Source organism: Mucilaginibacter flavidus, assembly GCF_024055575.1.
Taxonomy (GTDB): domain Bacteria; phylum Bacteroidota; class Bacteroidia; order Sphingobacteriales; family Sphingobacteriaceae; genus Mucilaginibacter; species Mucilaginibacter flavidus.
Genome location: NZ_JAMXOE010000001.1, coordinates 606,352 through 633,351 on the forward strand (window position 1 = coordinate 606,352; position 27,000 = coordinate 633,351).

General features: G+C 44.6%; 25 protein-coding genes. 16 read left to right on the forward strand and 9 right to left on the reverse strand.

Annotated features, from left to right (window positions below; genetic code table 11):
- The first annotated feature begins 171 nt into the window (after positions 1 to 171).
- Entirely contained in the window at positions 172 to 702 is a 531-nt protein-coding gene (locus tag NAF19_RS02760; protein WP_252788217.1) for a 5' nucleotidase, NT5C type, read from the forward strand.
- Positions 703 to 706: 4 nt separating this feature from the next.
- On the opposite strand, the gene NAF19_RS02765 is transcribed toward NAF19_RS02760, so the two are convergent.
- From NAF19_RS02765 to NAF19_RS02780, 4 genes are all read right to left on the reverse strand, one after another.
- A complete protein-coding gene (locus NAF19_RS02765; protein ID WP_252788218.1) occupies positions 707 to 3,346 on the reverse strand; it encodes a DUF5686 and carboxypeptidase-like regulatory domain-containing protein in 2,640 nt (879 codons plus the stop codon).
- A 321-nt stretch (positions 3,347 to 3,667) separates the two neighbouring features.
- Positions 3,668 to 3,859 carry a hypothetical protein gene (locus NAF19_RS02770; protein WP_252788219.1) on the reverse strand — a complete coding sequence of 64 codons (192 nt, stop codon included), beginning with the start codon at positions 3,857 to 3,859 and terminating at the stop codon, positions 3,668 to 3,670.
- A gap of 246 nt (positions 3,860 to 4,105) precedes the next feature.
- Positions 4,106 to 5,149 (reverse strand): Fic family protein, encoded by a 1,044-nt coding sequence (locus NAF19_RS02775; protein ID WP_252788220.1) that lies wholly within the window; start codon positions 5,147 to 5,149, stop codon positions 4,106 to 4,108.
- A 366-nt stretch (positions 5,150 to 5,515) separates the two neighbouring features.
- A complete protein-coding gene (locus NAF19_RS02780) occupies positions 5,516 to 6,067 on the reverse strand; it encodes a hypothetical protein (RefSeq protein WP_252788221.1) in 552 nt (183 codons plus the stop codon).
- Positions 6,068 to 6,419: 352 nt separating this feature from the next.
- Between NAF19_RS02780 and NAF19_RS02785 the strand changes: the two genes are divergently transcribed.
- The 6 genes from NAF19_RS02785 (at position 6,420) to NAF19_RS02810 (ending at position 13,063) form a co-directional block, all read left to right on the forward strand.
- Entirely contained in the window at positions 6,420 to 6,749 is a 330-nt protein-coding gene (locus NAF19_RS02785) for an L-rhamnose mutarotase (protein WP_252788222.1), read from the forward strand.
- 133 nt (positions 6,750 to 6,882) lie between these two features.
- Entirely contained in the window at positions 6,883 to 8,241 is a 1,359-nt protein-coding gene (locus NAF19_RS02790; RefSeq protein ID WP_252788223.1) for an alpha-L-fucosidase, read from the forward strand.
- 18 nt (positions 8,242 to 8,259) lie between these two features.
- Entirely contained in the window at positions 8,260 to 9,921 is a 1,662-nt protein-coding gene (locus tag NAF19_RS02795) for a UxaA family hydrolase (protein ID WP_252788224.1), read from the forward strand.
- A 108-nt stretch (positions 9,922 to 10,029) separates the two neighbouring features.
- Positions 10,030 to 10,794, forward strand: a complete 765-nt coding sequence (locus NAF19_RS02800) for an SDR family NAD(P)-dependent oxidoreductase (RefSeq protein ID WP_252788225.1) — start codon at positions 10,030 to 10,032, stop codon at positions 10,792 to 10,794.
- 57 nt (positions 10,795 to 10,851) lie between these two features.
- Positions 10,852 to 11,700 (forward strand): fumarylacetoacetate hydrolase family protein, encoded by an 849-nt coding sequence (locus tag NAF19_RS02805; protein ID WP_252788226.1) that lies wholly within the window; start codon positions 10,852 to 10,854, stop codon positions 11,698 to 11,700.
- A gap of 106 nt (positions 11,701 to 11,806) precedes the next feature.
- Positions 11,807 to 13,063 (forward strand): hypothetical protein, encoded by a 1,257-nt coding sequence (locus NAF19_RS02810; RefSeq protein ID WP_252788227.1) that lies wholly within the window; start codon positions 11,807 to 11,809, stop codon positions 13,061 to 13,063.
- 13 nt (positions 13,064 to 13,076) lie between these two features.
- Here the strand turns inward: NAF19_RS02810 and NAF19_RS02815 are convergent, their stop codons facing one another.
- Both NAF19_RS02815 and pstS read right to left on the reverse strand, forming a co-directional pair.
- Positions 13,077 to 13,802 carry a uracil-DNA glycosylase family protein gene (locus NAF19_RS02815; protein WP_252788228.1) on the reverse strand — a complete coding sequence of 242 codons (726 nt, stop codon included), beginning with the start codon at positions 13,800 to 13,802 and terminating at the stop codon, positions 13,077 to 13,079.
- 121 nt (positions 13,803 to 13,923) lie between these two features.
- Positions 13,924 to 15,042, reverse strand: coding sequence for a phosphate ABC transporter substrate-binding protein PstS (gene pstS / locus NAF19_RS02820; protein WP_252788229.1), 1,119 nt, complete (start codon positions 15,040 to 15,042; stop codon positions 13,924 to 13,926).
- Positions 15,043 to 15,464: 422 nt separating this feature from the next.
- Between pstS and NAF19_RS02825 the strand changes: the two genes are divergently transcribed.
- Entirely contained in the window at positions 15,465 to 15,662 is a 198-nt protein-coding gene (locus NAF19_RS02825; protein ID WP_252788230.1) for a hypothetical protein, read from the forward strand.
- Positions 15,663 to 15,758: 96 nt separating this feature from the next.
- Here the strand turns inward: NAF19_RS02825 and NAF19_RS02830 are convergent, their stop codons facing one another.
- On the reverse strand, positions 15,759 to 16,871 hold the full coding sequence (locus tag NAF19_RS02830) for a Fic family protein (protein WP_252788231.1): 1,113 nt from the start codon (positions 16,869 to 16,871) through the stop codon (positions 15,759 to 15,761).
- Between the two features lie 203 nt (positions 16,872 to 17,074).
- On the opposite strand from NAF19_RS02830, the gene bglX reads away from it, so the two are divergent.
- The 5 genes from bglX to NAF19_RS02855 all read left to right on the forward strand — a co-directional run bounded on the left by bglX (position 17,075) and on the right by NAF19_RS02855 (position 23,206).
- Positions 17,075 to 19,309, forward strand: a complete 2,235-nt coding sequence (gene bglX / locus NAF19_RS02835) for a beta-glucosidase BglX (protein WP_252788232.1) — start codon at positions 17,075 to 17,077, stop codon at positions 19,307 to 19,309.
- Positions 19,310 to 19,323: 14 nt separating this feature from the next.
- On the forward strand, positions 19,324 to 20,058 hold the full coding sequence (locus tag NAF19_RS02840; protein ID WP_252788233.1) for a glucosamine-6-phosphate deaminase: 735 nt from the start codon (positions 19,324 to 19,326) through the stop codon (positions 20,056 to 20,058).
- A gap of 226 nt (positions 20,059 to 20,284) precedes the next feature.
- The gene (locus tag NAF19_RS02845) at positions 20,285 to 21,304 is read left to right on the forward strand and encodes a class I fructose-bisphosphate aldolase (RefSeq protein WP_252788234.1); all 1,020 of its coding nucleotides are present in this window, start codon (positions 20,285 to 20,287) and stop codon (positions 21,302 to 21,304) included.
- Positions 21,305 to 21,392: 88 nt separating this feature from the next.
- Positions 21,393 to 22,160, forward strand: coding sequence for an HAD-IIB family hydrolase (locus NAF19_RS02850; RefSeq protein WP_252788235.1), 768 nt, complete (start codon positions 21,393 to 21,395; stop codon positions 22,158 to 22,160).
- Positions 22,161 to 22,174: 14 nt separating this feature from the next.
- A complete protein-coding gene (locus tag NAF19_RS02855) occupies positions 22,175 to 23,206 on the forward strand; it encodes a glycoside hydrolase family 130 protein (protein WP_252788236.1) in 1,032 nt (343 codons plus the stop codon).
- On the opposite strand, the gene NAF19_RS02860 is transcribed toward NAF19_RS02855, so the two are convergent.
- Entirely contained in the window at positions 23,178 to 23,921 is a 744-nt protein-coding gene (locus NAF19_RS02860) for an SDR family oxidoreductase (RefSeq protein WP_252788237.1), read from the reverse strand. The genes NAF19_RS02855 and NAF19_RS02860 overlap by 29 nt on opposite strands.
- Before the next feature lie 268 nt (positions 23,922 to 24,189).
- Between NAF19_RS02860 and NAF19_RS02865 the strand changes: the two genes are divergently transcribed.
- The 3 genes from NAF19_RS02865 (at position 24,190) to NAF19_RS02880 (ending at position 26,492) form a co-directional block, all read left to right on the forward strand.
- Positions 24,190 to 24,402 carry a hypothetical protein gene (locus tag NAF19_RS02865; RefSeq protein ID WP_252788238.1) on the forward strand — a complete coding sequence of 71 codons (213 nt, stop codon included), beginning with the start codon at positions 24,190 to 24,192 and terminating at the stop codon, positions 24,400 to 24,402.
- Between the two features lie 91 nt (positions 24,403 to 24,493).
- A complete protein-coding gene (locus tag NAF19_RS30660) occupies positions 24,494 to 26,155 on the forward strand; it encodes an FAD-dependent oxidoreductase (RefSeq protein WP_305884786.1) in 1,662 nt (553 codons plus the stop codon).
- A gap of 67 nt (positions 26,156 to 26,222) precedes the next feature.
- On the forward strand, positions 26,223 to 26,492 hold the full coding sequence (locus NAF19_RS02880; protein ID WP_252788239.1) for a UBP-type zinc finger domain-containing protein: 270 nt from the start codon (positions 26,223 to 26,225) through the stop codon (positions 26,490 to 26,492).
- 60 nt (positions 26,493 to 26,552) lie between these two features.
- Here the strand turns inward: NAF19_RS02880 and NAF19_RS02885 are convergent, their stop codons facing one another.
- Entirely contained in the window at positions 26,553 to 26,999 is a 447-nt protein-coding gene (locus NAF19_RS02885; protein ID WP_252788240.1) for a DoxX family membrane protein, read from the reverse strand.
- Position 27,000 lies beyond the last annotated feature (1 nt).

Consider the following 27,000-nt stretch of genomic DNA (forward strand, 5'->3'; position numbering starts at 1 on the left):
CTAACAAATTTCACTCCGTTGGAGCTTGGGAATCGTTCCTAGGGTGTTATTGGTCACAAAACGTTTCTATGCAATCAGCCCCAACGGGGCGGCACTCATCAGGGCAGGTCGCAGGCCTGCGGAATTACAGAAATTGACATTACCATTAACTAATGTTTTTTAATTTTAGCCATGAAAAAATCAATTGCTATTGATATGGACGGCGTAATTGCCGACACCGAAACACATTTCATCAACTGGTACGAACGCGACTATGGCGTACGCGTTACCACGGAGTCGATACGGGGACTTGAAGAAAACGAGATGTTCCCTGATAAAACTGCGGCCCGCAAGTTCGCTTTTACTCCCGGCTTTTTCCGCACACTGCCTGTTATAGCAGGCGCTGTTGAAGCGCTTAAAACTTTGATGGAAAACTACGAGGTTTATATTGTTTCGGCAGCAATGGAATTTCCGCAGTGTTTACCCGAAAAGCTGGAATGGCTGAATGAACATTTCCCTTTCATCGACTGGCGGCACATTATTTTTTGCGGCGATAAAAGTGTTATTGGTACCGATTATATGATTGACGATCACATTAAAAACCTCGACTATTTTAAAGGCACAACCATTATGTTCCACGCTTTTCACAACGTTAATTACACCCATCACCAAAGGGCAAATAACTGGGATGAAGTGCTGGCGCTGATGGAAAATAATTTTTAGGTCTTTAAAAATCAGGGCTAAAGCTAAATTTGATACCGTACCTGGAGGCGCCGGGATGGTCCAGGTAATTGAACCGTCTGATTAAATCAACCCGTAAAAACTTAAATATGTTGCCTACACCCGCCCCTGCTTCAATATAGGGTGTGCTGCCCAGGGCATAGGTGCCGTATGCGCCATTTGTGGCCGGTGGAAACCGGTAAAGGCCTTTGGTTATTGCGGGATTATTTTCATCGCGCAGGCCACCATATAATATTTTGCCCGACAGGTATTCGCGCCATTTAAGGTGCTCAATCAGCGGTATTTTGTTCAGGAAAAAGCCGTTAAAGCTTTGGGTAAAATTAAGGCCCACGTAATGGTCGCTTACAAATTCAAGATAGTTCATGCGGTTGTAACCATCCCGGTCGTAAGCCAAAGATTGGTTGGCCGGACTGATGTTCAGCAGCGGGAAAGGCACCTTGCCCTGCACATAGCCGCCTATTACGGTAACATCGGCATAGCCAAGCTGCGAAAAGTAAAATCGTTTATAAATATTTAATCCCAGGTCGGTAAATGCGTACGAGCCATACAAAAAGCTTTTGAAACCGCGGTTTACCTGCAAATCAAAAATAGGATACTTGCTGTAAATGGTGTGCCGGTCCTGGCTACCTTGTATAATTTGCTCGTGTGGGGCGTAGCGCAGGTGCACATCAAGCTCGCTGGTGGTTAAATCGTGCACTACCTTATTTACCCCATCGTTAAATTGATAAACCAATTGTGCTGCCGGTGCCTGGTTCCAGGTTTTTAAGGTAACGCGGTACGAGAGGTGATTTTCAAAATCCTTCACATACTCAAGCTTGAAAATACCGCTGTAAAGCCAGTAATTTGTTTTACCGGTTTGGAACGACGAAAACGCCGCCTGGCGGTTGCTTATCGAGAAGGTATGCCCCGGGACATCAACATCATACAAAAAGCTTATTTTAAAATAATCGTTGGGGAACCTGTAGGGCGCCACTTTGTTTAAACTCAGGTAGGCAATCGCATCCAGCTTTATCTTTTTGTCCTTTGTGCCGATGGCGCCATAACCTTCCATGTAAAACATGCTGTCAAGTTTTGGCGTAGTGCGCGCCCCACCCTCGAAACGCAGGCCCTCCTGGCTGTTAAATGAAAAGAACTGCCCTATCGGCCCTACCTGTACCCACCCAAAATCGGCATAACCACTCGTAAGGGTTGATGCTATCCACATGGTTCGCTTAAACGATGCCATTTGCCCAAGCTTGTTTACGTTGCTGTATACCTGTGACTGCTGCCTGCTGAGCGTATCAGTACGATGGGCGGCCCAGAAGGCTGTATCTGCGCGGTTTACATTCGGGGCAATTTGAAGGTCTTTGCCCTTATAAAATTCTTCGGGCTGCGGCGTATTAAGTTTGTAGCCTGTATAACTGACCGTTCGCTGGCCTATAACGCCCCAGCCTTTCTTTTTCGAGAGGCCAAAATCGGCTTTTACATCGCTTTTGGTGAGGTAATACCTGCCGCCGGGCTGCTGCACAAAATCGAGCCTGATTTTGAGGCTGCGCATAAAGTTGATGTTGATCTCCTTGTTTACGTTCATCTCACAGGCCGTAACCGCGTAGTGCCCGTCGAGCGTAACTACCAGTTTGCCTTCAAAAAGCAGGTCGCCTTTGGTGCGGGGGGTAAACATCACTTCAACCTGCTTGCCTGCCGGCGTATTAATGGTATCAGCTATAAAAAACTTGTAATAATTGGGCGAATGGTCGGCAATGGGGCTTAAAAACTGGCTGGCTATGATAAAGACGTTGTTTGAATAAATGTCGAGATTATTGCCATACAAGCGATTTAAGTAAACGTCCAACCCGGCGGTATCAATAAACTTGATGATGTTGATCTGCTTTTGCGCCGTTAATACCTGGATATCTTTTGAAGGTTCTTTGCGGTGATAAATGTCCGACAGCTTCTCGCTTAATAAAACAGGCAGCAGGGTTTGTTTCTGTCCGTCGATATTGGCGGTGGTATCCAGCATAAATTTATACTTGCTGAAAAATTTGCCGTTAATAAATTTTTGCGGCAGGTTAAAAAACGACAAACCTATCCGCTCATACTGGTTATATTGCAGGTAGGCGGCGCTTTCCATGCGGTTTTCATCTTTATGGTTGATGATCTGCTGGATAAGCGACACGGCCGGATTGCCCTTGTTGCGGTATTTTTCTTTTTTTGCCGAGGTTATGGTTACCCCCTTAAGCTGGGTTTGGCTGCCGCGCAGACTTACATTCAGTGCATTTTCCTGCCCGGGCTTAATGCTTTTCACTATGGATTGGTACCCCATGTGCGAAAACGTAACCGAAGTAAACGAGCCTTCGGCAATAAGGTCGAATTTCCCCAGCGAATCGGTATTGGCGCCGGTGGAGGTGCCAGTAAAGTTTACGTTAACGTATGATAGCGGCTTGCCTGTGGCAGCATCAAGCACATGGCCGGTAACCCGGGTAGTTACCAGGGGCTGTACGGCGGCTTTATGCGCGGTATCGGCACTGGTTTTTAAGGTGTCCTTTGATTTTTTAAGGGTATCGGTTTTTTGGGCAGTAACGTTTAATGCAAGCAACAGCAGGCAAAAACAACCCAGTGTTGCTGCCCGGCTTTTATTAAAAAGCATTAACCAATTAAAAATATTTTTACGGTAGAAAGCTAACACGCCTGCACTAATCCAGCAAATAGGTAACAAAATAATATAAACAATAAATAGATAATAAGAATTACACAAACGTATTTATACAGCTATAAAGTATTATAAGCCTGCTTTTTACTTATTTGCGAGTATAAGCATTTATTCTGTAGCGTTTCTGAAGTTGCTATAGTAAAATAAAAATAAGCGCAAATAAAAAAGCCGGGGCCAGTTTAATATAAACCAGCGCCGGCATAATATGTTTGCTTATTAAAGTAATACCCTGGGAAGCTAATAAAAGCTTTGGGATACTTAAAAGCTGAAGCTCTTATTTTTAGTGGTGATTTTTAAAATCCGCTCCTGGATGCTGCTTAGCGCATTACCGGTTTCTTTCAGCTCCTCGGCAGAAACATTGTATTTTTTTGCCCAGTATTCATCTTCAGAATTAGCCTTTATTTGAGAGATTTCGCGGTTTTTGATGTCGATATTTGCCTTAGTTTCCATGGTTGATTAGCGTTAATAGTGTTAATAATAAACTGCTTACAAGGGTATACAAAGGTACAGGCTAAGTGGTTAATACAGCATTATCATTGTGTTAATTTAATGTTAACAGCGTGAGTGTGGGAGGAGTTTTAGGTTGGGTTGTCGCAGTTGTCTGAACCATGATTCGCTTGATTATAGGATTAGAGGATGCCTATCTGACGGGTAAAACAAAACATTTTGAGCCGATAAGAGCCGATTTTGGGCCAATTATAACAGGGTGTAATATGATCCCGGTCCTACTCCTTGTCTTTCTATCAATTTCGCGGTAATCAGACTATCAAGCATTCTTTTGATCGTCGAATTAGAAACACCAAGTTTGTTGGCAATTTCGCTGGTTTTGATGCCAGGATTGCTTTCAATAATGTACAGCAACTGTTTTTCTCTGACTGAAATCCTTTGCGCTACACCATAAGCATCTAGTTTTTGCATTAAGGACTTTTGTATATTTCCGATACATGATAAAAAGAATACAATCCATTCAGTAATATCCTCACCTGGTCTTTGAGATTGGCAAGCTCTCAAAACCCGGTAATATTCCGTCTTCCGACTTTCTATCTCATGTTCAAAACTTACATACCTAATCCACTGATAACCGTTTTTTCTTAGCAATAATGTCGCTAGCAGACGGCTAAGTCGCCCGTTGCCATCCTGGAACGGGTGAATCGATACAAACTCATAACAAAAAAGTGCGCTTTTTACTAATGCATGGGTATCTAAATCCGCTGCGTACCAGGAGACCATTTCGCGCATGGCATCCTCTGTAGGGAAACCGGGGGGAGTTGTCTGAAAAATGATTTGGGTAGTTCCGTCAGGTAAATGAGCTTCCACAGCGTTTGTGTGTTGCTTATAATTACCCTTGTGCCATGCATCCTTAGTACTGTATTTTAGCAGTTGATTGTGAATATTTTTCAAATCATTTCCGGAGACGGATATAGCTTCATAATTTTCGTCTATTAAATCCAAAACCTCGAAATAACCCACCACCTCCTGCTGGTCGCGCTCTTCTAATTTTGTAATGTCTATATTCTTTAAAAGAACATTTACCTCTTCATCGCTCAGCTTTGAACCTTCAATCCGTGTGGAAGCACCTACGCTCCTGACCGTGGCAATAGACTTTAATTCTTTCAAGCTTTGACCTTCCCGCCGTTCAATGGCTTGCCATGATGCATCAAAGCGATCGATTTCACTGATCAAATTAATCAGTTGCCAATTCAAATCCAGCGTTTCGGTATGTACATTAACCTTATTCATTACACAAATATAATAAAAACAAAACATTTTGAGCCGATATGAGCCGATAAGAGCCAATTATGAGCCGATAGGTGATAATACCTCAAATAAAAATCCGGTGAATCTCTTAATCTGTTTAATCCGGGTTCGGAAACTTGTCCGTCCGGTTTGGGGAATGGGTGGTTGCGGACAAAGCCGGACAGGCATTTTACTTACTACAATATTTTACTGCTAAGCATGCGTGACGCAGGTACCTCTTTGGACTTACACCGTATACCCCGCCAGGTTGAGAAGAAAAATATGACGTTATAAAAAAACGGGACCATCATCATTGATAGTCCCGTTGTATAGCTGGCAAAAGCGCAGGTCTTTTTTTAGACCGGATCATTACTCAGTTTTTGTAACTTTAGTAGTGGTAGTAGTTTTTGTGGCGGGTGTTGCAACCGCTGTTTTTTTGTAAGTTCTGTGGTAAGTATGTACCGGCTTATGAGTTGTTGAAGTACGCGTAACATGGTGCGTACTTACATTAGCGGCAACAGCCGGTTTGGTTTCGGTAGTGGTAGTTACCTCGGTTGTAGTAGGTGTGGGAGCAGGTACAGCAACGGGTGCAGGAGCAGGCGTACGTACAGTATCATGTACTACAACTACTGTTGGTGCAACGGGTTCGGTTGCCGGCGGTGGTGGGGTTACCACTGTCGGTGCTGGTACGGGTTGCGGCTTTGAATGGCCGGTTACGGCACTCTCGGCAGCATCGTTGATAGCACCGGGGGTTCCTGTGCCGGTCATCTTAATTTTGGTTATTGTACGCCCGTGGGAGCCTTTTCTAACCTTCTTTTTAATTTCGATCTTATTTTTTGTCGTGTCCTGGGTTTGGGCCTGCGCAGTTTGGACTGTCCAAACCAAGCCTGCTAATAATAATATTAAACTGATCTTTTTCATAACGATTTATATTTACTTATGTATCATTATGTAACATACCTATTACAATATTGTTTTTTATTTTAATTTATTAAACTAAAAAGAAATAAATATACTTTAATGGACTGTAACGCCAGTTATGCCCGGACGTTGACGTTAGTATCCAGGCAGACCAAAGAAGTGGGTCACGGCTCTTTTCTACCTACAACCTTAAGGTTCGTAGATTGTCCTGCGCAGTCAACCAACTGGCGGACCGCTCCTCACAATTGACGATGCGGTGGACTCCCCCTCCCCAAAAACCTTTCACCTTTCAGCTTTTACCTTTCACCTATTCTTCCTATACTTGTACTATTGACAATTACATCCGCCAATTATGCCCAGATATTGTTTAACCCTTGATTTAAAAGACGACATTGCCCTGATTGCCGAGTACGAACGCTACCACGAGGCTATCTGGCCCGAGATAAGGGAGAGCATTACCGGCGCCGGCATTACCGGCATGGAGATTTACCGTTTTGATACGCGCCTGTTTATGATTATGGAGGTTGATGACACTTTCAGCTTTGAGCGCAAAGGCCAAATGGATGCCGGCAACGCCAAAGTGCAGGAATGGGAGGATTTGATGTGGAACTACCAGCAGCCGCTTAAAAAAGCTATGAAGGGCGAGAAATGGGTGCTGATGAATAAGATATTTGAACTTTAACCCGCTTGTCATTACGAGGAACGAAGCAACAGCGAACTATGCAAGTCCGCCCTGTAAAGTTCGCGGTTGCCGCGCTCGATCCTCGCTCGCAATGACAAAGTTTTATAATTACTAACCAATAAATAAACCACCAATGAACCTAAAAAAACTGTCGCTGCTGCTGTTGCTTATGGTAATAACCGGCACCACCTTCGCCCAAAAAAGTATCGGTAACGAAACTGATGCGCAAAAGAAAAAACGCATGGAGTGGTGGACAGACGGTCGCTTCGGCATGTTTATCCATTGGGGATTGTACAGCGGCGCTGCCAGGCACGAGTGGGTAAAGCATAACGAAAAGATCGACAATGCTGGATACCAAAAGTATTTCGACCAGTTTAACCCGGATTCTTTCGACCCAAAAAAATGGGCAAAAACCGCCAAAGTTGCCGGCATGAAGTACGCTGTGCTCACCACCAAGCACCACGAGGGCTTCTGCCTGTTCGACTCGAAATATACTGACTATAAAGCCACCAACACAGCTGCCAAACGCGACCTGGTGCGCGAGTATGTAAACGCCTACCGCGCAGAGGGTTTGAAAGTGGGTTTCTACTATTCTCTGCTTGACTGGCACCACCCGAATTATACGATTGATGATATTCATCCGCAGTCGCCTGCAGACAAAAGCGACGCCAGCTATGAGCGGATGAACAAGGGCCGCGATATGGCCAAATACCGCCAGTACATGCGCAACCAGATAACAGAGTTGTTAACCAACTATGGTAAAATTGATATCATCTGGCTTGATTTTTCGTTCCCCCGTAAAGACGGGCACGGTAAAGGCAAGGACGACTGGGGCTCGGTGGAGCTGATAAAGCTGATCCGCAAGCTGCAGCCTGGCATCATCATCGATAACCGCCTTAACCTGGAGGAATATAAAGATGGCGCCGACTTCGAAACCCCCGAGCAGGTGGGCACCGACGAACTGGCGAAATATCGCGGCAAAACATGGGAAACCTGCCAAACCTTCAGCGGATCGTGGGGTTATTATCGCGACGAAAACACCTGGAAAACACACCGCCAGCTGCTCGATTTGCTTATAACGTCGGTAAGCAACGGCGGCAACCTGATACTAAACGTTGGGCCAACCGCCCGCGGCGAGTTTGACTACCGCGCAACCCGCGCTTTGGACAGCATGGCCTATTGGATGCATGCCAACAACCGCGCCATTTACAATTGCACCTACGCGCCCGATACCTACAAGGTGCCCGAAAATGATAAGCTGACCTACAACGCCAAAACCAAAAAGCTGTATGTACATTTGTACTATTATCCGCAGGGCGGCACAGTAACTTTGCCGGGCTATGCAGGTAAAATTAAATATGCAGCGTTTTTAAATGATGCGTCGGAGTTGTTATACAAACCATCGCCAGGTAATCCGGATGATTTGATATTAACTTTGCCCGCCAAAAAGCCGCAATACGAAATACCTGTAGTGGAACTTACGCTGCAATAATTGAATTAAGATTTAAGAATGTCGACACAGAAACATAGTTATATCCGCATCCACCCGAAAGATAACGTTTTGGTGGCCCTGCAAAACCTGCAACAGGCAACTGAAATAAATTTTGAGGGCCAAACCTTTAAACTAACTGAAAAGGTTGATGCCAAGCACAAATTCAGTATAAACGCGCTGCAACCCGGCGATGAAATATTTATGTATGGCGTACTGGTGGGTAAAGCCACAGTGGAAATTCCACAAGGTGGTCCCATAAGCACCCAAACCGTGCACCATGCCTCGGGCGAGTTCCACCTTGGCAAACGCAAGCTGGACTGGCAGCAGCCGGATGCAAGCAAATATAAAGGCAAAACCTTTAACGGGTATCACCGGGCGGATGGCTCGGTAGGTACCGGTAATTACTGGATTGTGGTGCCGCTGGTATTTTGTGAGAACCGCAATATTGATGTATTGAAAGATGCTTTGGTAGATAAACTTGGCTACAAAAAAGCAAAAAATTACGATGGTGATGTTGACCAGTTGATGAGACTGTACCAGGCGGGAAAATCCGTTGAAGAAATATTGAATGCCGATATTGAGGACTCTGCGGACAAGGCTGGCTCGAAGAAGTTTTTTAAGAATATTGACGGGATCAAATTCCTGACTCACGAAATGGGTTGTGGCTGTACCCGCAGCGATGCACAAACTTTGTGCGGGCTGATTGCAGGGTATATTACGCACCCCAATGTAGCGGGTGCAACTATATTGAGTCTTGGCTGCCAGAATGCACAGGTAAGCATACTGGAGCAGGAAATAAAAGTACGCGATGCCAACTTCAGTAAGCCGCTGGTAATACTGGAGCAGCAAAAAGTAGGCACCGAAAGCGACCTGTTAAAGCAGGCTCTCAAACAAACCTTTGCCGGCCTGATGCAGGCCAACCAAACCGGACGGACACCTGCGCCACTATCAAAACTTTGCATAGGGCTGGAGTGTGGTGGTTCGGATGGATTTTCGGGCATATCAGCAAACCCGGCATTAGGCTATGTGAGCGATCTATTAGTGACTATGGGCGGCTCGGTGATATTATCAGAGTTCCCTGAATTGTGCGGCGTAGAGCAGGAACTGAGCGACCGCTGTATGGATGAGGATAAAGCCAATTACTTTATGCAGCTGATGACCACCTATAACAAGCGTGCAGAGGCTGATGGCTCGGGCTTTTACGCCAACCCATCACCGGGCAATATAAGGGACGGATTGATAACGGATGCTATTAAATCGGCTGGGGCGGCTAAAAAAGGTGGCACATCGCCGGTTGCAGATGTGCTTGATTATCCCGCCAAAGTATCAAAACCCGGATTAAATTTACTTTGCACCCCCGGCAGCGATGTAGAGAGCACGACGGCAGAAGTAGCAGCAGGAGCGAATATTGTACTGTTTACAACCGGGCTTGGAACCCCAACAGGTAACCCGGTAACGCCGGTTATCAAGTTATCGACAAATACCACAACGGCTTTAAAAATGCCGGATATCATCGACATTAACTGCGGTACCATTATAGAGGGCGACGAAACCATACAGCAAGCCGGCGAACGCATACTGGATTACGTAATACAAGTAGCCAGCGGCGAAGCAGAACCGGCATCGGTGCGCTTAGGGCAGGATGATTGGATACCGTGGAAGAGGGGGATATCGTTATAGATGCCCCTCTAAATCTCCCCTGAAGGGGAGACTTTTGAATAGCATGACGGATTGTATTTTTTACACAAACAAAAAAGCCCTCCCGTTAGGGAGGGTTGGGAGGCCCTAATGTTCAAACTAACCAATAAACAAGTAATAATAACCGGCGGTGGCAGCGGGATAGGCAAAGCAATGTCGGTACTATTTGCAGCGCAAGGTGCGAGCGTACATATCATTGAGCTGAACGAGGAAGCCGCAAATGATACCGTAACCGAAATAAAAGCAGCTGGCGGCAATGCGGCGGTACATAAATGCGATGTAAGCAATCAGCAGCAGGTTTTAGATGTCTTTAATTCAATTGGGAAAATCGACATATTGATAAACAATGCAGGCATAGCCCACATAGGCAAAGCCGATAACACCAGTGAAGCTGATTTCGACAGGATATACAATGTGAACGTAAAGGGTGTATACAACTGCCTGTTTGCTGCGTTACCTATTATGAAAGCCAATAAGGGCGGGGTGATACTAAACACGGCATCGGTAGCGGCGCATGTGGGTATAACCGACAGATTTGCCTACTCTACCAGCAAAGGCGCCATCCACGCCATGACTCTGTCGGTAGCGCGCGATTATCTGAATGAGAACATCAGGTGCAATAGTATATCGCCGGCACGGGTGCACACACCCTTTGTTGATGGCTTTATCGCCAAAAACTACGCCGGGCAGGAAGCCGAGATATTTGAAAAACTATCCAAATCACAGCCTATCGGCAGGATGGCAAAATCTGAAGAAATTGCAGCGCTTGCCTTATACCTTTGCTCAGACGAAGCAGGGTTTATAACCGGAACTGATTACCCGATTGATGGGGGCTTTATTACATTAAACAACTAAAATTGATTTCGGATTTCGAAATTTCGATTTCGGATTTATAGTATAAAAACAACACACATGAAATTAATCAGATTTGGTGAGGCCGGCAAAGAAAAAACCGGTGTGATCATCAACGATAAAAAATACGACACTTCTGCTTTTGGCGAGGATTATGGCGAATCATTTTTTGAAAACGATGGCTTAACCCGTTTAATCTATTTTTTAGAGGATAGCCTGCTGCCTGAAATTACAGAAGATGTACGCCTGGGTTGTCCGCTGGGCAGACCATCAAAAATTGTTTGCATCGGTTTAAACTATATCGACCATGCCAGGGAAACCAATGCCACCCCTCCTACCGAGCCGGTGATATTTATGAAATCGACCACGGCAATTACCGGCCCCTTTGATAATATCATCATCCCAAAAAACTCTGTAAAAACTGATTGGGAAGTGGAGCTGGCAATTGTTATCGGCAAAAAAGCGAGCTATGTAAGCGAAGAAGATGCAATGGATTATGTGGCAGGCTATGTATTGCATAACGATGTATCTGAACGCGAATTCCAGATTGAGCGAGGCGGTACCTGGGATAAGGGAAAAGGCTGCGATACGTTCGCCCCTATAGGCCCATTCTTTGCCACCAAAGACGAAATTGCCGACCCGCATAACCTGCGCCTTTGGCTAAAAGTTAACGGCAAAACCATGCAGGATGGCAATACCTCGAACTTTATATTTAATATCCCGCACTTAATTTCGTACACCAGCCAGTTCATGACTTTATTACCTGGCGATATTATATCAACCGGTACACCTGCCGGAGTGGCCCTGGGAATGAAGCCGCCTGTGTATTTAAAAGCCGGTGATGTGATTGAATTGGGAATTGACGGATTAGGCGAGGCCAGGCAGATACTGGTTGATTATAGCGCTTAATACATCCCCCGGTTTTAAAGCGAATTAAAGCTGGCAGTTATTTTAACTGCCGGCCAAAAATGTCTATGTTTATTGCCTGTAAGCGTTATCACAACAAATATATACGATGGAGAAATCACCAAAATGGGTAATGCTATCCATTTTACTGCCCTTTATATCTTTTGCTCAAAGCAATTTTAAACCGGGGTACCTTGTTAATCTCAAAAACGACACTGTAAAGGGATATATTGACTACCGGGAATGGAAACAAAACCCACGTTCGTTCAATTTTAAGACAAACCTGAATAGCACGGTCCAAAAGTTAACAATCAGTAACACTCAGGCTTTTGGTATTGCCAGCCTTGAATACTTTGAACGCGCCGTGGTTAGTATCAGTGCCGGGAATGTTGAAGTTGGCAGCCTGGCTGTTGGTGTAGATACAGCCCGTGTAACGGATACGGTATTTTTAAGAACGATAACTACGGGTAAAGGTGTATCCCTTTATTATTTAACCGATAATATTAAAACACGATTTTATATTAAAGACGTAAAAGATCGCCGCTTGAAGGAACTTGACTATTTTGTTTATATGGATGCAGATGACAACTCTTCGGTAAAAACTATATACGCGTACCGGACGCAGTTATTAGCATTTGCATATACCTATCAGCCAGACAACAAAAGCTTAGTTCAGCGGATCCAATCGGCCGGTTACTCGGAAACAGAATTGAAGGCTATCGCAAATACGATAAACGGAGGATCAAACACACAGTTTTTGCATGATAAGCTTTCAGCAGTGCGTTTTTTTGCCGGGGCAGGCATTACAGCAAATAAATTAACTTTTAGCGGAGAAAACGGGCCCTTTCCTGATGGCACCAGCCGTAGCCATACTGCGCCGGAATTTTCAGCCGGGGCGGATTTGATCCTGAATAAAAATACACAGAAGGTAGTTTTCAGAGCGGAGTTAATGGCAGCCGCCAATCATTATAATTTCAATCTGTCAACGCCCGGTGCTTTTATAATTAACTCAAGTCTGGATGTTAAACAATTAAATATTTCAGTTATTCCGCAATTTATTTACAACGTTTATTCAACGCCGGGGGTCAAGGCGTTTTTAGGAGCAGGGGTAGCTTTTAATTTCGCGTTTTATAACGATTACCATTATTTGACAATGTACAGCGACGGGCAGGTTGTGAATGAAAAAAAATATGCGCAGTTTGATAAGATGTGGTATTCGTTTCCTTTAAAGGCCGGCGTTTTATTAAATAACAAACTGGAAATATTTGGTTCGTATTGGTTTTCGTCACCAATACTAAGCAACACAAATTACGCTGCCCATGTAATTGCTTATAAAGCCGGCATAAACTTTCTGTTTGGGAAATAAGAGAACGTTTTAGTTAAAGTTCTTGTGAATCTTTATAGTTTAATGTAGGTATGTTACTTCTAAAAGCAGCAATATATTTATCGATGTATTGCTGCTTAGTTTTTGCCTTGTACTGCATAATAAACCGTGGATGCTCTAAGGCAACAATTTTTTTAAAATACCCTTTCGCATCATTCAGCTTACGTAAAAATGTTTCGTTTTTGCCGGTACCGAAGCAAAAGCAGGTATCGGTATAGCAGCCCAGGTCTATTTGTGTTTGAATGTTCCAGGTTATAAAATCGTAAACCGAAGCGGTAAGTTCCTTGCTGTCGTAATAATTGTAGTTTATTTCTTTGCCGTCTTTTGTATCAGCTGTAAAACCAAGCGGACAAATGGAATTGATATAAATGTGCCTGTAAAATTCCTCAGCACCGCCAAAGGCGGCTATCATCTCATAAATAAATACCGATGAGGGTTCATGTGTTTCTTTACCCTCGTAGCTTATGCCGCATACTGCTTTTAGCCGTTTCGAATCAGTAAACGGTACGCCGGTAACGCCTCCGCCAAACCTACCGGGGTTAATGCCTAAAATTAAATGCCGATTGTTATTGTCGTTATAGTATTTGGTGTAAAACTCCTGCATAATCCGGCTGGCCTGCCCGTTTTCTTTGTAAGGGTTCATGATGTTGATGCCCGGCGGCAAAGTGCCTGTAAAGTCAAGCTGGTTATTGAATTGAATTACTTTTTGGGCGAAGGTCATGGATTGATTTATGATTGCGATAAAATTAATCGGATATATCCAATTTGTACCCGATTTTATCCAAATAAAAAGGCCCTGCAAATAAACATCTGCAAGGCTGTATTATAAATCGTGTTAATCTTTACTGTTGAATAGCTTTTCCGTCGTACGTTGCTGACTTTAAAATCTTTTCGGCAACTGCCACGGCAGCAGTCGAAAGCGGTGCATAGTTTAAGTCGTTGCAATATTTTTGGCCTTCGTGTATGTTCCACCAAAGTAGTTTTACTACTTTATCTGCGCGGTCTTTTGTGCGGCCAGCGTAGTTTTGTTCTTTGTAGATAAGCGCCCAGGTTAAACCGCTGATAGGGTAACCATCTTTTGCATCGGTGTTGCTTAACGAAACTTTTGCATCGTCAGGTATGGTAATATTACCGGCTGCACTGGTTGAAGCAACGGTCGGGGTGATGTAATTACCGCTTTTGTTTTTCAAATCGGCAAAGGTCATTTTATTTTGGATAGCGTATGATAGCTCGATATAGCCAATAGCACCGGGGGTTTGTTTTATTAAACCTGCAACGCCCTCGTTACCTTTACCGCCCAGACCAACGGGCCAGTTTATAGCCGAGCCTTTGCCCGGTTTAGTGCTCCAGTCGGCGCTAACTTTTGAAAGATAGGTAGTGAAAATGTTGGTAGTTCCGCTACCGTCGCTGCGGTGAGCGATGAAAATACCGGTTGACGGCAGTTTAACGCCGGGGTTTATTTTTGCTATGGCAGCATCGTCCCACTTGGTAATTTTGCCTAAAAATATGTTGGCAAGCACTTCCGGGTCGAGTTTCAAGGTGCTTTTCAGGTCGGGCAGGTTATAGCTGATAACTACGGCGCCGGCACACATTGGGATATGCAAAACATCAACGCCTATTTTTTTAGCCTGATCGTCGGTTAATGGTGCGTCCGAGTCGCCAAAATCGATAGTTTTATTAGTAAGCTGTAAAATGCCGCCACCAGAGCCAATCGACTGGTAGTTTACCTTTACGCCTGTTGCCTTATCGTACTCAGCAAATAGCTTTGAGAAAAGCGGGTAAACAAAGGTACTGCCCGCGCCAAGCAATGTGTTTGCATCGGTTGTTGATGCTGTAGCCGGCTTGGCTGTACTGTCGCCACCTGTTTTTGTATTATTGCCACCGCAGCTAAACAAAGCCGAAGCAGCTACCGCTAATCCTAAAATGGAAAGCTTACTAATCTTCATGGTTTTCAATTTCATAATGTTAATTTAATATTGATTACAAAGAGACGGTTTACAATTATCTAAGATGTTATCATAATGTTAAGTAATTGTAAACTGGTTAACAGTCCATTATGTGTACTTTTTTACGCAGAATTAGACGACATTTCGTTAGTTCCATAGCTATAAACAGCAAAATATAAAATACTAAAAATGCGTTTAAACAGCTAAAAACTTATCAATATGATAGGCTTAAGGTGTTTTATAAATAAATAATTTTAGCTTGACGAGGTTTTATTAATAATTTGCAAGTAGTGTTAAAACGCTATGAAAATATTTGGCATTGATTTAGCTTTGCTTAGGCAATCGGCACTTCCGCCTAAAATTATGGGCAGTATAAAATACTGTACACTAACCAATTATAGGTGCTTTTTGCTATTAATTTAACTAGTATAAAATATATGCTTATCGAACTACTTGAAATCAGCGCTTTACTTGCAGTGCTAATTTTGCCTGTGATATTTCCGTATAAAAAACAGGCCAGGGCAATCAAAATTCCTAGAAACCATAGTGATACTTCGGAAGCCAATTATGCTATTAACGAGCATGGTTTTTTAGAAGAAATTAAGCATGACAAGATAAAAAGCCATGCAAACTAAAAAGTTTTAGCAAGCCGCTGCCAATTTGGTGAGCGGCTTTTTAATGCTATATACTATAGTATGTATGTAGAGTATACCGCATCAATTGGGATGCAGTTATCCTTTCAGTATTCGTATCAAATCATCATTTAAATAGTAAACTTCCTTACCATCTTTTTGAGGTGTTAAAATTCTGGCCTTTACCAGATCTGTCATGTATTTTGATAATGTTGTGCGCGACGATCGCTCAATCAATTGCCCAATAATTCGTGGTTTTAAATATGGTTGACTAAAAATTGCTTCATTGATCTCTTTGTTATACCATTTCATCTTTGATTTGCCATACTCAAGCGTGGCATTCATTTGCGTCAATATCTCCGTTATAAGTTTTTCGGTCAGTAGCGCTGTATTTTCAACAGCATCAAGCATATACAATATCCAATCTTTCCAGGCGCCTCGTTGTGTCACAGTGCCTAAATTATAGTAGTAATCATCTTTATTAAGAATGATGTATTTAGAAAGGTATAAAGTTGGCTGAGACAGCAACCCTTTGTTTACGAGGTAAAGCAGGTTTAATATCCTGCCTGTCCGGCCGTTCCCGTCCTGGAAAGGATGGATCGCTTCAAACTGGTAGTGGGCTATACACATTTTAAGTAAGGGGTCGGCCGGGTACTTCTCATCGTCATTTAAATACCCGAGCAAGTTGTGCAGTAATTTTTCAATCAAGCCAGCACCCCGTGGTGGCGTGTAAATAATTTCACCTGCCCTAAATTCGCTTTGCCCTCTTTTAATAGTCGTTTGCGATTGCGGAGGCCTGATTCCTGCTACTGTATTTTTTACTTGCCTGAAAATACTAATGACGCTATCAAAATCAATTACCTTTTTTTCATTTATAAGATGATAACCTTCCCACAATGCCTCGCGATAGCGTAAAACCTCTTTGGTAGCGACATTTGCATTATCTTCCTGGACAGTATCCGATACGGCTTTGTATAACTCGTCCTCTGTTGTAAAAATATTTTCAATGGCAGTTGATGTTTGCGCTTCCTGTAAGGCAATGGTGTTAAACAACATAGTTGGGTTGGGCAGGCGCAATACCGTTTTATTGGCACTTGCCAATGCCCTTGATGCCGAAACCAGTTTTTTAAGTATGTCGATATCATCTTCAATTTGAGCCGGTGGCGGCAACAAAGGAATTTCATTATAAGGTTGATTTCTGTCGTAAGCCATCAGTTAATATGTCCAGTTTTATGCCATTTCCTGAACATGATGCAATAATACATCAAAAAACTGGACAAAAAAAGGAACGTGTCCAGTCTTTATCAAAAAACTGGACACGTTATCAAATCTGTCCATCTTTTGTTTAATTTCTCCCTTAAAGTTTTATTCAGTAATCTTGAATAAAATAAACCCGGTATAAGCCTCTACCAAAAATGACCCGTATCAATCCCATAACAGCAGCCTGTTTAGTTTGCTTTATCGCTATTAGCGCAACTTATGCACAGCCAAAAAGCATCCCGCAAAAAGTTGATGCGTTAATAAAAAAGATGACCCTGGCCGAAAAAATTGGCCAGCTAAACCAATATAACGGCGATTGGGCGGCTACGGGCCCGGTGACTACTGATGTTGGCAACAAGCTTGATGCAATTAAGCGGGGCGAAGTTGGCTCAATCTTAAACATCGTAGGTGTACAGCACACCCGGGTGTTCCAGGAAGCAGCGATGAAATCGCGGTTAAAAATTCCACTGTTATTTGGGCAGGATGTGATACATGGGTACAGTGTAACTTTCCCTATTCCACTGGCGGAAGCCGCAAGCTGGGATTTGGATGCCATAAAAAAATCGGCACGAATTGCGGCAACCGAGGCTGCGGCAGGCGGTGTGCACTGGACATTTGCGCCCATGGTTGATATCGCCCGCGATCCGCGTTGGGGCCGGGTAATGGAAGGGGCAGGCGAGGACCCGTACCTGGGTTCGTTAATCGCAACGGCAAGAGTTAAGGGCTTCCAGGGGAATGGCCTTGGTAATTTGGATGCAGTTATGGCCTGCGCCAAACATTTTACCGCTTATGGTGCAGCAATTGGCGGCCGCGATTATAATAGTGTTGATATGAGCCTGCGGACCTTGTGGGAATTTTACCTTCCGCCCTTTAAAGCGGCGCTTGACGCTGGTGTTGGCACATTCATGAACTCTTTTAACGACTTAAATGGCACGCCCGCTTCGGCAAGCCATTATTTGCAACGCGATATCCTAAAAAATAAATGGGGTTTTAAAGGTTTTGTAGTGAGCGACTGGGGTTCCATCGGCGAAATGATAAACCATGGATATGTAAAAAACAACTACGAAGCCGCCGAAGCCGCCATAAATGCCGGTAACGATATGGATATGGAAAGCCGCAGCTACATTAACAACCTGGCCAAGCTGGTGGCAGCTAAAAAGGTATCTATAGCTACCATTGATGAAGCTGTAAAGCGCATACTCACAAAAAAATACGAGCTGGGCTTATTTGACGACCCTTACCGTTTTAGCGATGCCGAACGCGAAAAACGGGTGCTGAACACGCCCGAAACTATCGCAGCCGCCCGTGATGCGGCACGCAAGAGTATCGTATTGCTAAAAAATAATAACAAGGTTTTGCCATTATCAAAAAACGATAAGTCAATCGCGCTTATTGGCCCCATGGTAAAACTAAAAAAGGAAAACAAAGGATTTTGGGCTTTGGATGTAGGCGACGAAAACCAGGTGGTATCGCTTTACGAAGGTGTGCAACAACATACGGGCAATGCAAAACTGCTTTATGCGCAAGGCTGTGATGTTACCGATACGACTCGCACAGGGTTTAACGAGGCCTATAAAACTGCTATGCAGGCCGATGTGGTGGTGATGGCCATGGGCGAACGCTTTGACATGACAGGTGAGGCCAAAAGCCGCTCGAATATCCATTTGCCGGGTGTGCAGGAAGAATTGATTAAAGCTATTGTTGCCACAGGCAAACCGGTGGTGGTATTGCTTTACGCTGGTCGCCCAATGGTTTTCGACTGGACCGCAGACCATGCCCCGGCTATTTTGTATACCTGGTGGCTGGGCAACCAGGCAGGCAATGCCATTGCCGATGTGTTGTTTGGCAGTTACAATCCGGGCGCAAAACTACCCATCACCTTCCCGCGTACAGAGGGACAAATACCCATTTACTACAACCACTATAATACAGGAAGACCTGCCCATGCTGATAATGACGTAAACTACACATCGGCCTATATTGATTTGTTAAACAGCCCTAAATTTGCTTTTGGGCATGGCCTAAGCTATACTACTTTTAAGTATGACAACCTTAAGCTCAGCAAAAAATCGATGTTGAAAAATGGCAATATTAGGGTATCATTCGACCTGCAAAATATCGGCGATTATGCCGGCGAAGAGGTAGCACAGCTTTACTTGCGCGATGTGGTGTCGCAACCCGTAAGGCCCGTTAAAGAACTGAAGGATTTTAAAAAACTGATGCTGCAGCCCGGCGAAAAAAAAACGATAACATTTACCATAACTAAAGACAAGCTTGCGTTTTATAACGACAAGCTTGATTGGATTACCCAACCCGGCGAATTTAACCTGATGATTGGCAGTGCATCCGACGATATCAGGCTGCAGAATAACTTCAACCTGGACAACTGAAAGCCCCACACGTTATGAAAATACTCACCCATAAAAATTACAACGAAATGTGCCGCGCCGCTGCGGATATAATCGTTAAACAGGTACAACAAAAGCCCGATTCGTTGTTCTGCCTTACCTCGGGCGACACCCCGGCGGGGATATACAAGCTACTTGTACAATATGCTAACGAGGGCAAGGTTGATTTTAGCCAATGCTGGTTTGTGGGCCTTGACGAATGGGTTGGAATGGATAAAAATGACGCGGGCAGCTGTACCAATTTTTTGTACGAAACGTTTTTTATCCCGGCAAAAATAAGCCCATCGCAAATGATGGTTTTTGATGCCAAAGCCGCTGACCTTGATGCGTCATGCGAAGCAATGAATAGTTTTATAAAAACGCATGGTCCGCTGGAGATTATGCTGGTTGGCGTAGGGATGAACGGCCATATCGGCCTTAACGAGCCGGGTGTTAATTTTAATTCGTATGCACACCACTCGCCACTGGCGCCGATAACCGTTGAAGTTGGACAAAAATACTTTAAGCACGAAACCCACTTAACCGAGGGCATAACACTTGGTCTTAGACACTTGCAGGAAGCCGGGATACCTATGCTGCTTGCATCGGGGATAAAAAAAGCAGGGATAATAGCAACAGCGTTAGAAGGCAACGTCACCAACGAGGTGCCCGCGTCAATATTCCAAACACTCTCATCGGGACATGTCATGCTTGATGAGGATGCAGCATCAGGGCTGATTAATGGCCATTGAGGACAGAAGAAGTTGATGGTTCATAGTGGAACTGCGGGAAGTAATCGGTATTCATTGTGAATAACCCCAATTTACTGTTCGGCCATGAACCATCCCGCCCGTGCGGGATCAGCTATGATATTGCTTCAATAACCATTTTATTGTAACAATCTGCTTAGCTCTCCAACAATTAATGCGGGTGTCTGTTGATGTTTTATATCAGCCGAAACTATTAACGCCGAATAAAATGAAAACAGACGAACTAATAAATACCGCCACTGCCCTGATGACCGGTGACAAGGGCCTGCTGGCTATGGACGAAAGCATTGCAACAAGCTCCAAACGCTTTGAAGAAGCCGGCATCCCAACAACCATTGAATACCGCCGCGCGTACCGCGAAATGATTGTAACCACACCCAACCTGGGCAAATGCATAAGCGGAGCTATTTTGTTTGATGAAACCATTTATCAATCAACTAAAAAAGGAGTGCTGTTTATCGATACGTTGAAGAAAGCAGGTATTATCCCAGGCATTAAAGTTGACGAGGGCACTGTCGACATGGCCAATTTCCCAGGCGAAAAGATTACCGAAGGGATTGATGGCCTTAGGCAACGGCTTGAAAAATACTACGATCTTGGCGCCCGCTTTACCAAATGGCGTGCTGTTATAATTATAGGCGAAGACTCCCCAACAAAAGGGAATATTGAAGCCAACATGCATCTGCTTGCACGATACGCCGCCCTGTGCCAGGAAAATGCTATTGTACCCATTGTGGAGCCCGAGGTGGTGATGGATGGCGACCACAGCCTGAAAAAGTGTGCCAAGGTAACCGGCAAAGTTTTAAAAGAACTGTTTAAGCAACTTGCAAAACAAAAGGTTGATTTACGCGGCGTGATACTAAAACCTAATATGGTTTTGCCCGGCATCAAAAGCCCAAAACAGGTGGGTATTGACAAAGCAGCGAAGGCAACAGTTGAATGTCTGCTTAAAAACGTTCCGCCAACCATTGCCGGGGTTGCATTTTTATCGGGCGGGCAATCGCCTCAGCTGGCTACTGCGCATCTAAATGCCATGCATGTAAAATATAAAGGTAAGCTGCCATGGCCGCTAACCTTCTCGTTCGCCCGCGCTATACAGCAGCCGGCAATGGATACCTGGAAAGGACTGGATAAAAATATAAAGGCCGCGCAAAAACTGCTTTACACCCGGGCCAGTCTTGACAATGCCGCGCGCAGGGGTGAGTATACGCCGGAAATGGAATCTTAATAAGAATCAAGAACCAAGAGAATGAAAACTTTTGGCACGCCATCCACCCAATGAACTAGTGAACCAGTGAACGAATGAACGCCTTTAAATGAAGAAACTAATCGTTTTCGACCTCGATGGTACCCTTGCAGAAAGTAAGGCTGCTATTGACCAGGATATGGCCCTGCGGCTTGCCGCGCTGTTAACAGTTGCTAAAGTGGCCGTAATATCAGGCGGCGATTGGCCCCAGTTTCAGAAACAGGTACTTGCTCACTTGCCAAAAGGAACAAAACTTAAAAATCTATCGATACTGCCCACTTGTGGTACTAAGTTTTATCAATATAAAACCGGTTGGAAACTACTTTATGCCGAAAACTTTACAGATGCGCAGAAACAAAAAATTACTGCATCGCTAAAAGAAGCGGTAGAGACATCAGGCTACAAAGCTGCAAAGACCTGGGGAGCAACTATTGAGGATAGGGGCAGCCAGGTAACTTACTCAGCTTTGGGGCAAGCGGCGCCGCTGGATGAAAAGAAAAAATACGACCCCGATTTTAAAAAACGAGGTAAGATAAAGCAATCCCTGGATAAGCTGATTCCTGAGTTTGCGGTCAACCTGGGCGGCGCTACGTCTATCGACGTGACAAAAAAAGGCATCGACAAAAAATATGGCATGCATAAGCTGCACCAGGTGCTTGATATCAAAATAAGTGAGATGATTTTTATCGGCGATGCTATTTTTCCTGGCGGTAACGATTACCCGGCGAAGCAATCGGGTGCCTTTTCAGTGTGCACAAAGGATGCAGATGAAACAAAAAAAATTATTGAAGGTATTATAGGCTGCCTTGACGATGGGCGATATAAAAAGGGATTTTAGCATTCCAAACATTTATGGTAGAGGTAAAAAAAGAAGGCATCATATTACAAACATCCAATCTTGATTTTGAGAATGAAAGCGTACTTAACCCTGCTGTTTGGCAGGACGGTGATAAGGTGTACCTTTTTTACAGGGCTGTGCACGATAACAACCAAAGCTGCATTGGGTATTGCCGGCTGGATGGCCCGCTAACTATCGAACAAAAAAACAATACGCCATTTTTAACCCCGGAGTTTGACTACGAAAAACACGGCATGGAGGACCCGCGTATTGTTAAAATTGACGGCTTATATTATTTAACTTACGTGGCCTTTGATGGTGCCAACGCTCTCGGCGCGCTGGCTACCTCAACTGATTTAGTAACCTTTACACGACAGGGCATTATTGTACCGCAAATAAGCTACGCTGATTTCGACCGGCTTACCCGGCACGAGCCGGTTTTAAACGAAAAATACCTGCGTTATAACCGGGGTGCAAATATTTTAGCTGATAAAGATTTTGTCTTTTTCCCCCGGCGGATAAATGGAAAGCTAACCTTTCTTCATCGCATAAAACCCGACATCCAAATAACATCCGTTACTGGCTTAACCGAGTTGAACAACGTATTTTGGGAGCAATACTTCAGGCATTTTGATAAGCATATTTTATTAGCTCCGAAATACCCGCACGAGGTAAGCTACGTAGGTGCCGGCTGTCCGCCAATAGAAACCGAACATGGTTGGCTACTGATATACCACGGCGTTAAAGACATGGTTAAAGGCTACGAGTATTCGTGCTGCGTGGCATTGCTTGATTTGGATAACCCGCAGCACGAAATTGCCCGTTTACCCTATCCCCTGTTTAAGCCCGAACTACCATACGAGTTAAAGGGTGATGTGGACGATGTTTGTTTCCCCACCGGCACGGCCCTATTTGGCGACAGTCTGTATATTTATTATGGCGCAGCCGATGAATTAATCGCCTGCGCCAGTGTGAGTTTCACAGCATTGCTGGATGAGTTAATTTCTACTGCAAACTCTAAACCAGCACCGCTCCCCCATCAATAACAATATTTTGCCCGGTGGCAAATTGCTGTTTCATCAGGTAAACAAAGGCAAGGGCTACGTCCTCAGCTTCGCCAACACGCTTTAGCAATAGCGCTTCCGCCTGAGATTTGAAAAGGCCTTCGCGGTCTGCTTCGGACATGCTGCCCCATAGGTTTGTTTTAATTACACCAGGAACCACTGAATTAACTCGAATTGGGGCAAGCTCAACTGCCATTGCCCTCACGAAGCCCTCCATTGCGCCACAAATGCTCGAAGCGACCGACCACCCCGCGCCCGGCCGTAAGCTGGCGGTTCCACTGATTAATGATATCGCTCCACCTGCATTGATGTTGGGTGCGCCGTATTTAACTGCGGCAAAGGCTCCCCAATAACGTATGTTAAAAAACGAGCGGGCCTCATCAATATCAGTTTCACCAATAGTGTGCAGCGTTAGGTTTTCGCCGGCGGTGTACACCATGTGGTCGAATTTGCCGGCGGCTTCAAAAAACTGTTTGATTTGTTCTTCCTTGCTTAAATTGACAGCAAAGCCGGTACTGCCTTTTGGAAGTTCTTTTAATGCGCTGTCTATCTTGTTTTGATTGGCTGAAACGATCACAACATTTGCCCCCTCGGCCGCCGCAGCTTTAGCTGTCGCCAGCCCAATGCCCGAACTGCCGCCTAATATAATTACCCGTTTGTTTTTTAATGATTGGTTGAATTTTACTGAACTGTCCATTTGTTTTATTTTTAACACTGCAAAATTGTGGGGTTAAAATGCTGAGACACTTAACAAATGGTAAATTCGGAAATTAAGATTCTGAACCATAATTTTCGTGATTAAGGGGATGCCCTGAAAATGTCTAAAAAGTTAGAAAAGTTCGGAAGACGCTGGGCTTATACGTTACTTGTTCAGTTGAAAAGGCATCCTTAAATTCTAAAAAATACCAGTTACGAAAACCTTCCCCCTTTCTGCCTGTTAAATAAACACATCAATATTTACCGGCATGAAAAACAGCATCATTATAACCGCGTTTATCTTTAGTATTTACTTGCTATCGGCATGCGGCGGCGACCACATGGCCCGAAGCGGCAAGGGCGATACCGTAAAAAGCACCTATCCGCCAACCGTCGACTCGAGCAAGTTTGATAAAGATACCGGTCGCAACATCCCCGGCATGCACGGCCACGGCACCAGACGGGACAGCGTGAAAAAGTAAAGTGCATTTTTTAGGCCTGGCGGGGTTGAGGCGTTTTATTATTACCTTACATTTGTAATAATTTATAATTTCACGCTACACACCTTCACCCATGGAAAAGCCAATAATATTTTCGATAGACGACGACCCGCAGGTGTTACGCACTATTAGCCGCGATTTAAAATCGATGTACGGCAAGGATTATCGCATTATAAACACCACATCGGCCAACGAAGCATTGGAGGCCCTTGTTGAACACAAAAACAGTTCGGACGTGGTGGCCATGTTTGTGTGCGACCAGCGTATGCCCGAAATGGAAGGCGTTGCTTTTTTAGAGAAAGCCATAAAAATATACCCCAAAGCCAAGCGCGTTTTGCTTACGGCTTACTCTGATACCGAAGCTGCCATAAAAGCAATTAACGATGTGCAGCTTGATTATTACTTAATGAAGCCCTGGGACCCGCCATCAGAAAAACTATACCCGGTAATTGATGATTTGCTCGATGACTGGCAGAACGATTACATACCCGATTTTAAAGGCATTAAAGTTGTCGGCTACCAGTTTTCACCGCAATCGCACACAGTTAAGGACTATCTGGCCAGCAATCTCATCCCTTATAAATGGCTGGATATTGAGAAAAACCCGGACGCAAAAGAGGTGCTGGCGCTTAACAATATTAAACTGGAAGAATTGCCGGTGGTAGTGTTTGACGATGGCACTTACGCATGCAAGCCCACCATCAGGTCGATATCGGAAAAGATTGGGGCCAATCCGCAGATAACCAATGATATTTATGACGTGGTAATTATAGGCGCAGGCCCCGCAGGATTGGCTGCAGCAGTTTACGGCGCATCCGAAGGTTTAAAAACCTTGCTGATTGAACGTAAGGCCCCAGGCGGACAGGCAGGCACCAGCTCGCGTATTGAAAACTACCTGGGTTTCCCGGCAGGGCTAAGCGGGGCCGACTTAACCCGTCGCGCCATAACCCAGGCCATGCGTTTGGGCGCTGAGTTTTTATCGCCGCAGGCAGTAAATGACATCAAACAAAAAGACGGTTACAAAACCATTATACTTGACGATGGCCCGGAAATAGTGAGCCGCACCGTGGTAATTACAACCGGGGTTGATTACCGCAAGCTTGATGTTAAGGGCGTTGAAAATTATACCGGCGCAGGTATTTACTACGGCGCTGCAACAACAGAAGCTTCGGCCTGCAAAGGCAAGGAAGTTTATGTAATAGGCGGCGGCAATTCGGCGGGACAGGCGGCGGTTTACCTGAGCAAGTTTGCCGATAACGTTTATATCATTATCCGCAGGGATAGCTTGAGTTACACCATGTCGGCCTATTTGATTCAGCAGATAGCGAATTTACCCAATATACATGTACTGGCCGATACCGAAATTATTGAAGCGTGCGGGCATAACTGTTTGGAGAAACTGACACTCATTAACGTAAAAACAAAGGAAACCGTTACCAAAGAGGCGGCAGCGCTGTATATTTTTATCGGCGCAAAACCGTATACGGACTGGCTGAAGCTTGACATCTTGAAGGACGAAAAAGGCTTTATTGAAACCGGTCGCGAGTTAAGGCGTTATGAGGATTTCGGCAAAATATGGAAGCAAAACCGCGACCCATTTTTGTTGGAAACCAGCTGCAACGGCATATTTGCCGCCGGCGATGTTCGAGCGGGAGCCATGAACCGCGTAGCATCAGCCGTGGGCGAAGGCTCGATGGCGATAAGCTTTGTGCATAAGTATTTGGCGGAAGTTTAGGGTGTTGGAACGTTGTAAGGTTAAAAAGTTGGAATGTTATTGATACATAATTGAAATAGACATCATCATGGAAGACGAAGTTTGCAAGCATTTAGCTGCTATTAAAACCTTAAAGCATGCTAAGGATTATGTTTGCGAAGAATGCATAAAAACGCATAGCACCTGGATGCACCTGCGCACCTGCCAAACCTGCGGCGTTACGCTTTGCTGCGACAGCTCGCCTAACCAGCATGCCAGCAAACATGCGGCTGAAGCAGGGCACCCTGTGGTAATATCAGCCGAACCCGGCGAACGCTGGCTGTGGTGCTATGTTGATGAAGAAATGGCGGAGTATTGAAGGAGTTGGCAGTTTTCGGTTTGCAGTTGGCAGTTAAAAACACCGCAAACTGCAAACTATTTACCATTCCTCACTGCTATGCAAAAAATAACTATCAAGCGACAATGGCCCCGAACCCAATATCAGGAACATGACCAGTGCCGCCAGCGCAGCAACCGACGGCCATACCATGTAATTGATGGCGTCCTGGAAAATACCGCTTAAAAATATCGCGCCGAGCACTATGGGTATTTGTATAATACACCCAAATCTCGTTAAAATACCAAGCCCGATTAAAATGCCACCCACCATGTGGGCAAACGTTACATAATACACCAGCGCCATCAATACGCCCGGTGAAATGTTGACCGTGTTCTGGTTTTCAATAAGCGCTTTAAGGTATTCGGTGTTGTTCATAAAGGCGATGCCTTTAAGTAACAAAAAGCCTCCAAGCGCGATACGAACAACGTCGATAAATTTGGGGTGATGCGTGTCGCCCCAGTTTTCAATCCGATGAACAAGATTCATA

Excerpts from the sequence above, each read along its gene's own strand:
- NAF19_RS02760 (WP_252788217.1), top strand. The coding sequence starts at position 172 with ATGAAAAAATCAATTGCTATTGATATGGACGGCGTAATTGCCGACACC.
- NAF19_RS02765 (WP_252788218.1), bottom strand. The coding sequence starts at position 3,346 with ATGCTTTTTAATAAAAGCCGGGCAGCAACACTGGGTTGTTTTTGCCTG.
- NAF19_RS02770 (WP_252788219.1), bottom strand. The coding sequence starts at position 3,859 with ATGGAAACTAAGGCAAATATCGACATCAAAAACCGCGAAATCTCTCAA.
- NAF19_RS02775 (WP_252788220.1), bottom strand. The coding sequence starts at position 5,149 with ATGAATAAGGTTAATGTACATACCGAAACGCTGGATTTGAATTGGCAA.
- NAF19_RS02780 (WP_252788221.1), bottom strand. The coding sequence starts at position 6,067 with ATGAAAAAGATCAGTTTAATATTATTATTAGCAGGCTTGGTTTGGACA.
- NAF19_RS02785 (WP_252788222.1), top strand. The coding sequence starts at position 6,420 with ATGCCCAGATATTGTTTAACCCTTGATTTAAAAGACGACATTGCCCTG.
- NAF19_RS02790 (WP_252788223.1), top strand. The coding sequence starts at position 6,883 with ATGAACCTAAAAAAACTGTCGCTGCTGCTGTTGCTTATGGTAATAACC.
- NAF19_RS02795 (WP_252788224.1), top strand. The coding sequence starts at position 8,260 with ATGTCGACACAGAAACATAGTTATATCCGCATCCACCCGAAAGATAAC.
- NAF19_RS02800 (WP_252788225.1), top strand. The coding sequence starts at position 10,030 with ATGTTCAAACTAACCAATAAACAAGTAATAATAACCGGCGGTGGCAGC.
- NAF19_RS02805 (WP_252788226.1), top strand. The coding sequence starts at position 10,852 with ATGAAATTAATCAGATTTGGTGAGGCCGGCAAAGAAAAAACCGGTGTG.
- NAF19_RS02810 (WP_252788227.1), top strand. The coding sequence starts at position 11,807 with ATGGAGAAATCACCAAAATGGGTAATGCTATCCATTTTACTGCCCTTT.
- NAF19_RS02815 (WP_252788228.1), bottom strand. The coding sequence starts at position 13,802 with ATGACCTTCGCCCAAAAAGTAATTCAATTCAATAACCAGCTTGACTTT.
- pstS (WP_252788229.1), bottom strand. The coding sequence starts at position 15,042 with ATGAAATTGAAAACCATGAAGATTAGTAAGCTTTCCATTTTAGGATTA.
- NAF19_RS02825 (WP_252788230.1), top strand. The coding sequence starts at position 15,465 with ATGCTTATCGAACTACTTGAAATCAGCGCTTTACTTGCAGTGCTAATT.
- NAF19_RS02830 (WP_252788231.1), bottom strand. The coding sequence starts at position 16,871 with ATGGCTTACGACAGAAATCAACCTTATAATGAAATTCCTTTGTTGCCG.
- bglX (WP_252788232.1), top strand. The coding sequence starts at position 17,075 with ATGACCCGTATCAATCCCATAACAGCAGCCTGTTTAGTTTGCTTTATC.
- NAF19_RS02840 (WP_252788233.1), top strand. The coding sequence starts at position 19,324 with ATGAAAATACTCACCCATAAAAATTACAACGAAATGTGCCGCGCCGCT.
- NAF19_RS02845 (WP_252788234.1), top strand. The coding sequence starts at position 20,285 with ATGAAAACAGACGAACTAATAAATACCGCCACTGCCCTGATGACCGGT.
- NAF19_RS02850 (WP_252788235.1), top strand. The coding sequence starts at position 21,393 with ATGAAGAAACTAATCGTTTTCGACCTCGATGGTACCCTTGCAGAAAGT.
- NAF19_RS02855 (WP_252788236.1), top strand. The coding sequence starts at position 22,175 with ATGGTAGAGGTAAAAAAAGAAGGCATCATATTACAAACATCCAATCTT.
- NAF19_RS02860 (WP_252788237.1), bottom strand. The coding sequence starts at position 23,921 with ATGGACAGTTCAGTAAAATTCAACCAATCATTAAAAAACAAACGGGTA.
- NAF19_RS02865 (WP_252788238.1), top strand. The coding sequence starts at position 24,190 with ATGAAAAACAGCATCATTATAACCGCGTTTATCTTTAGTATTTACTTG.
- NAF19_RS30660 (WP_305884786.1), top strand. The coding sequence starts at position 24,494 with ATGGAAAAGCCAATAATATTTTCGATAGACGACGACCCGCAGGTGTTA.
- NAF19_RS02880 (WP_252788239.1), top strand. The coding sequence starts at position 26,223 with ATGGAAGACGAAGTTTGCAAGCATTTAGCTGCTATTAAAACCTTAAAG.
- NAF19_RS02885 (WP_252788240.1), bottom strand. The coding sequence starts at position 26,999 with ATGAATCTTGTTCATCGGATTGAAAACTGGGGCGACACGCATCACCCC.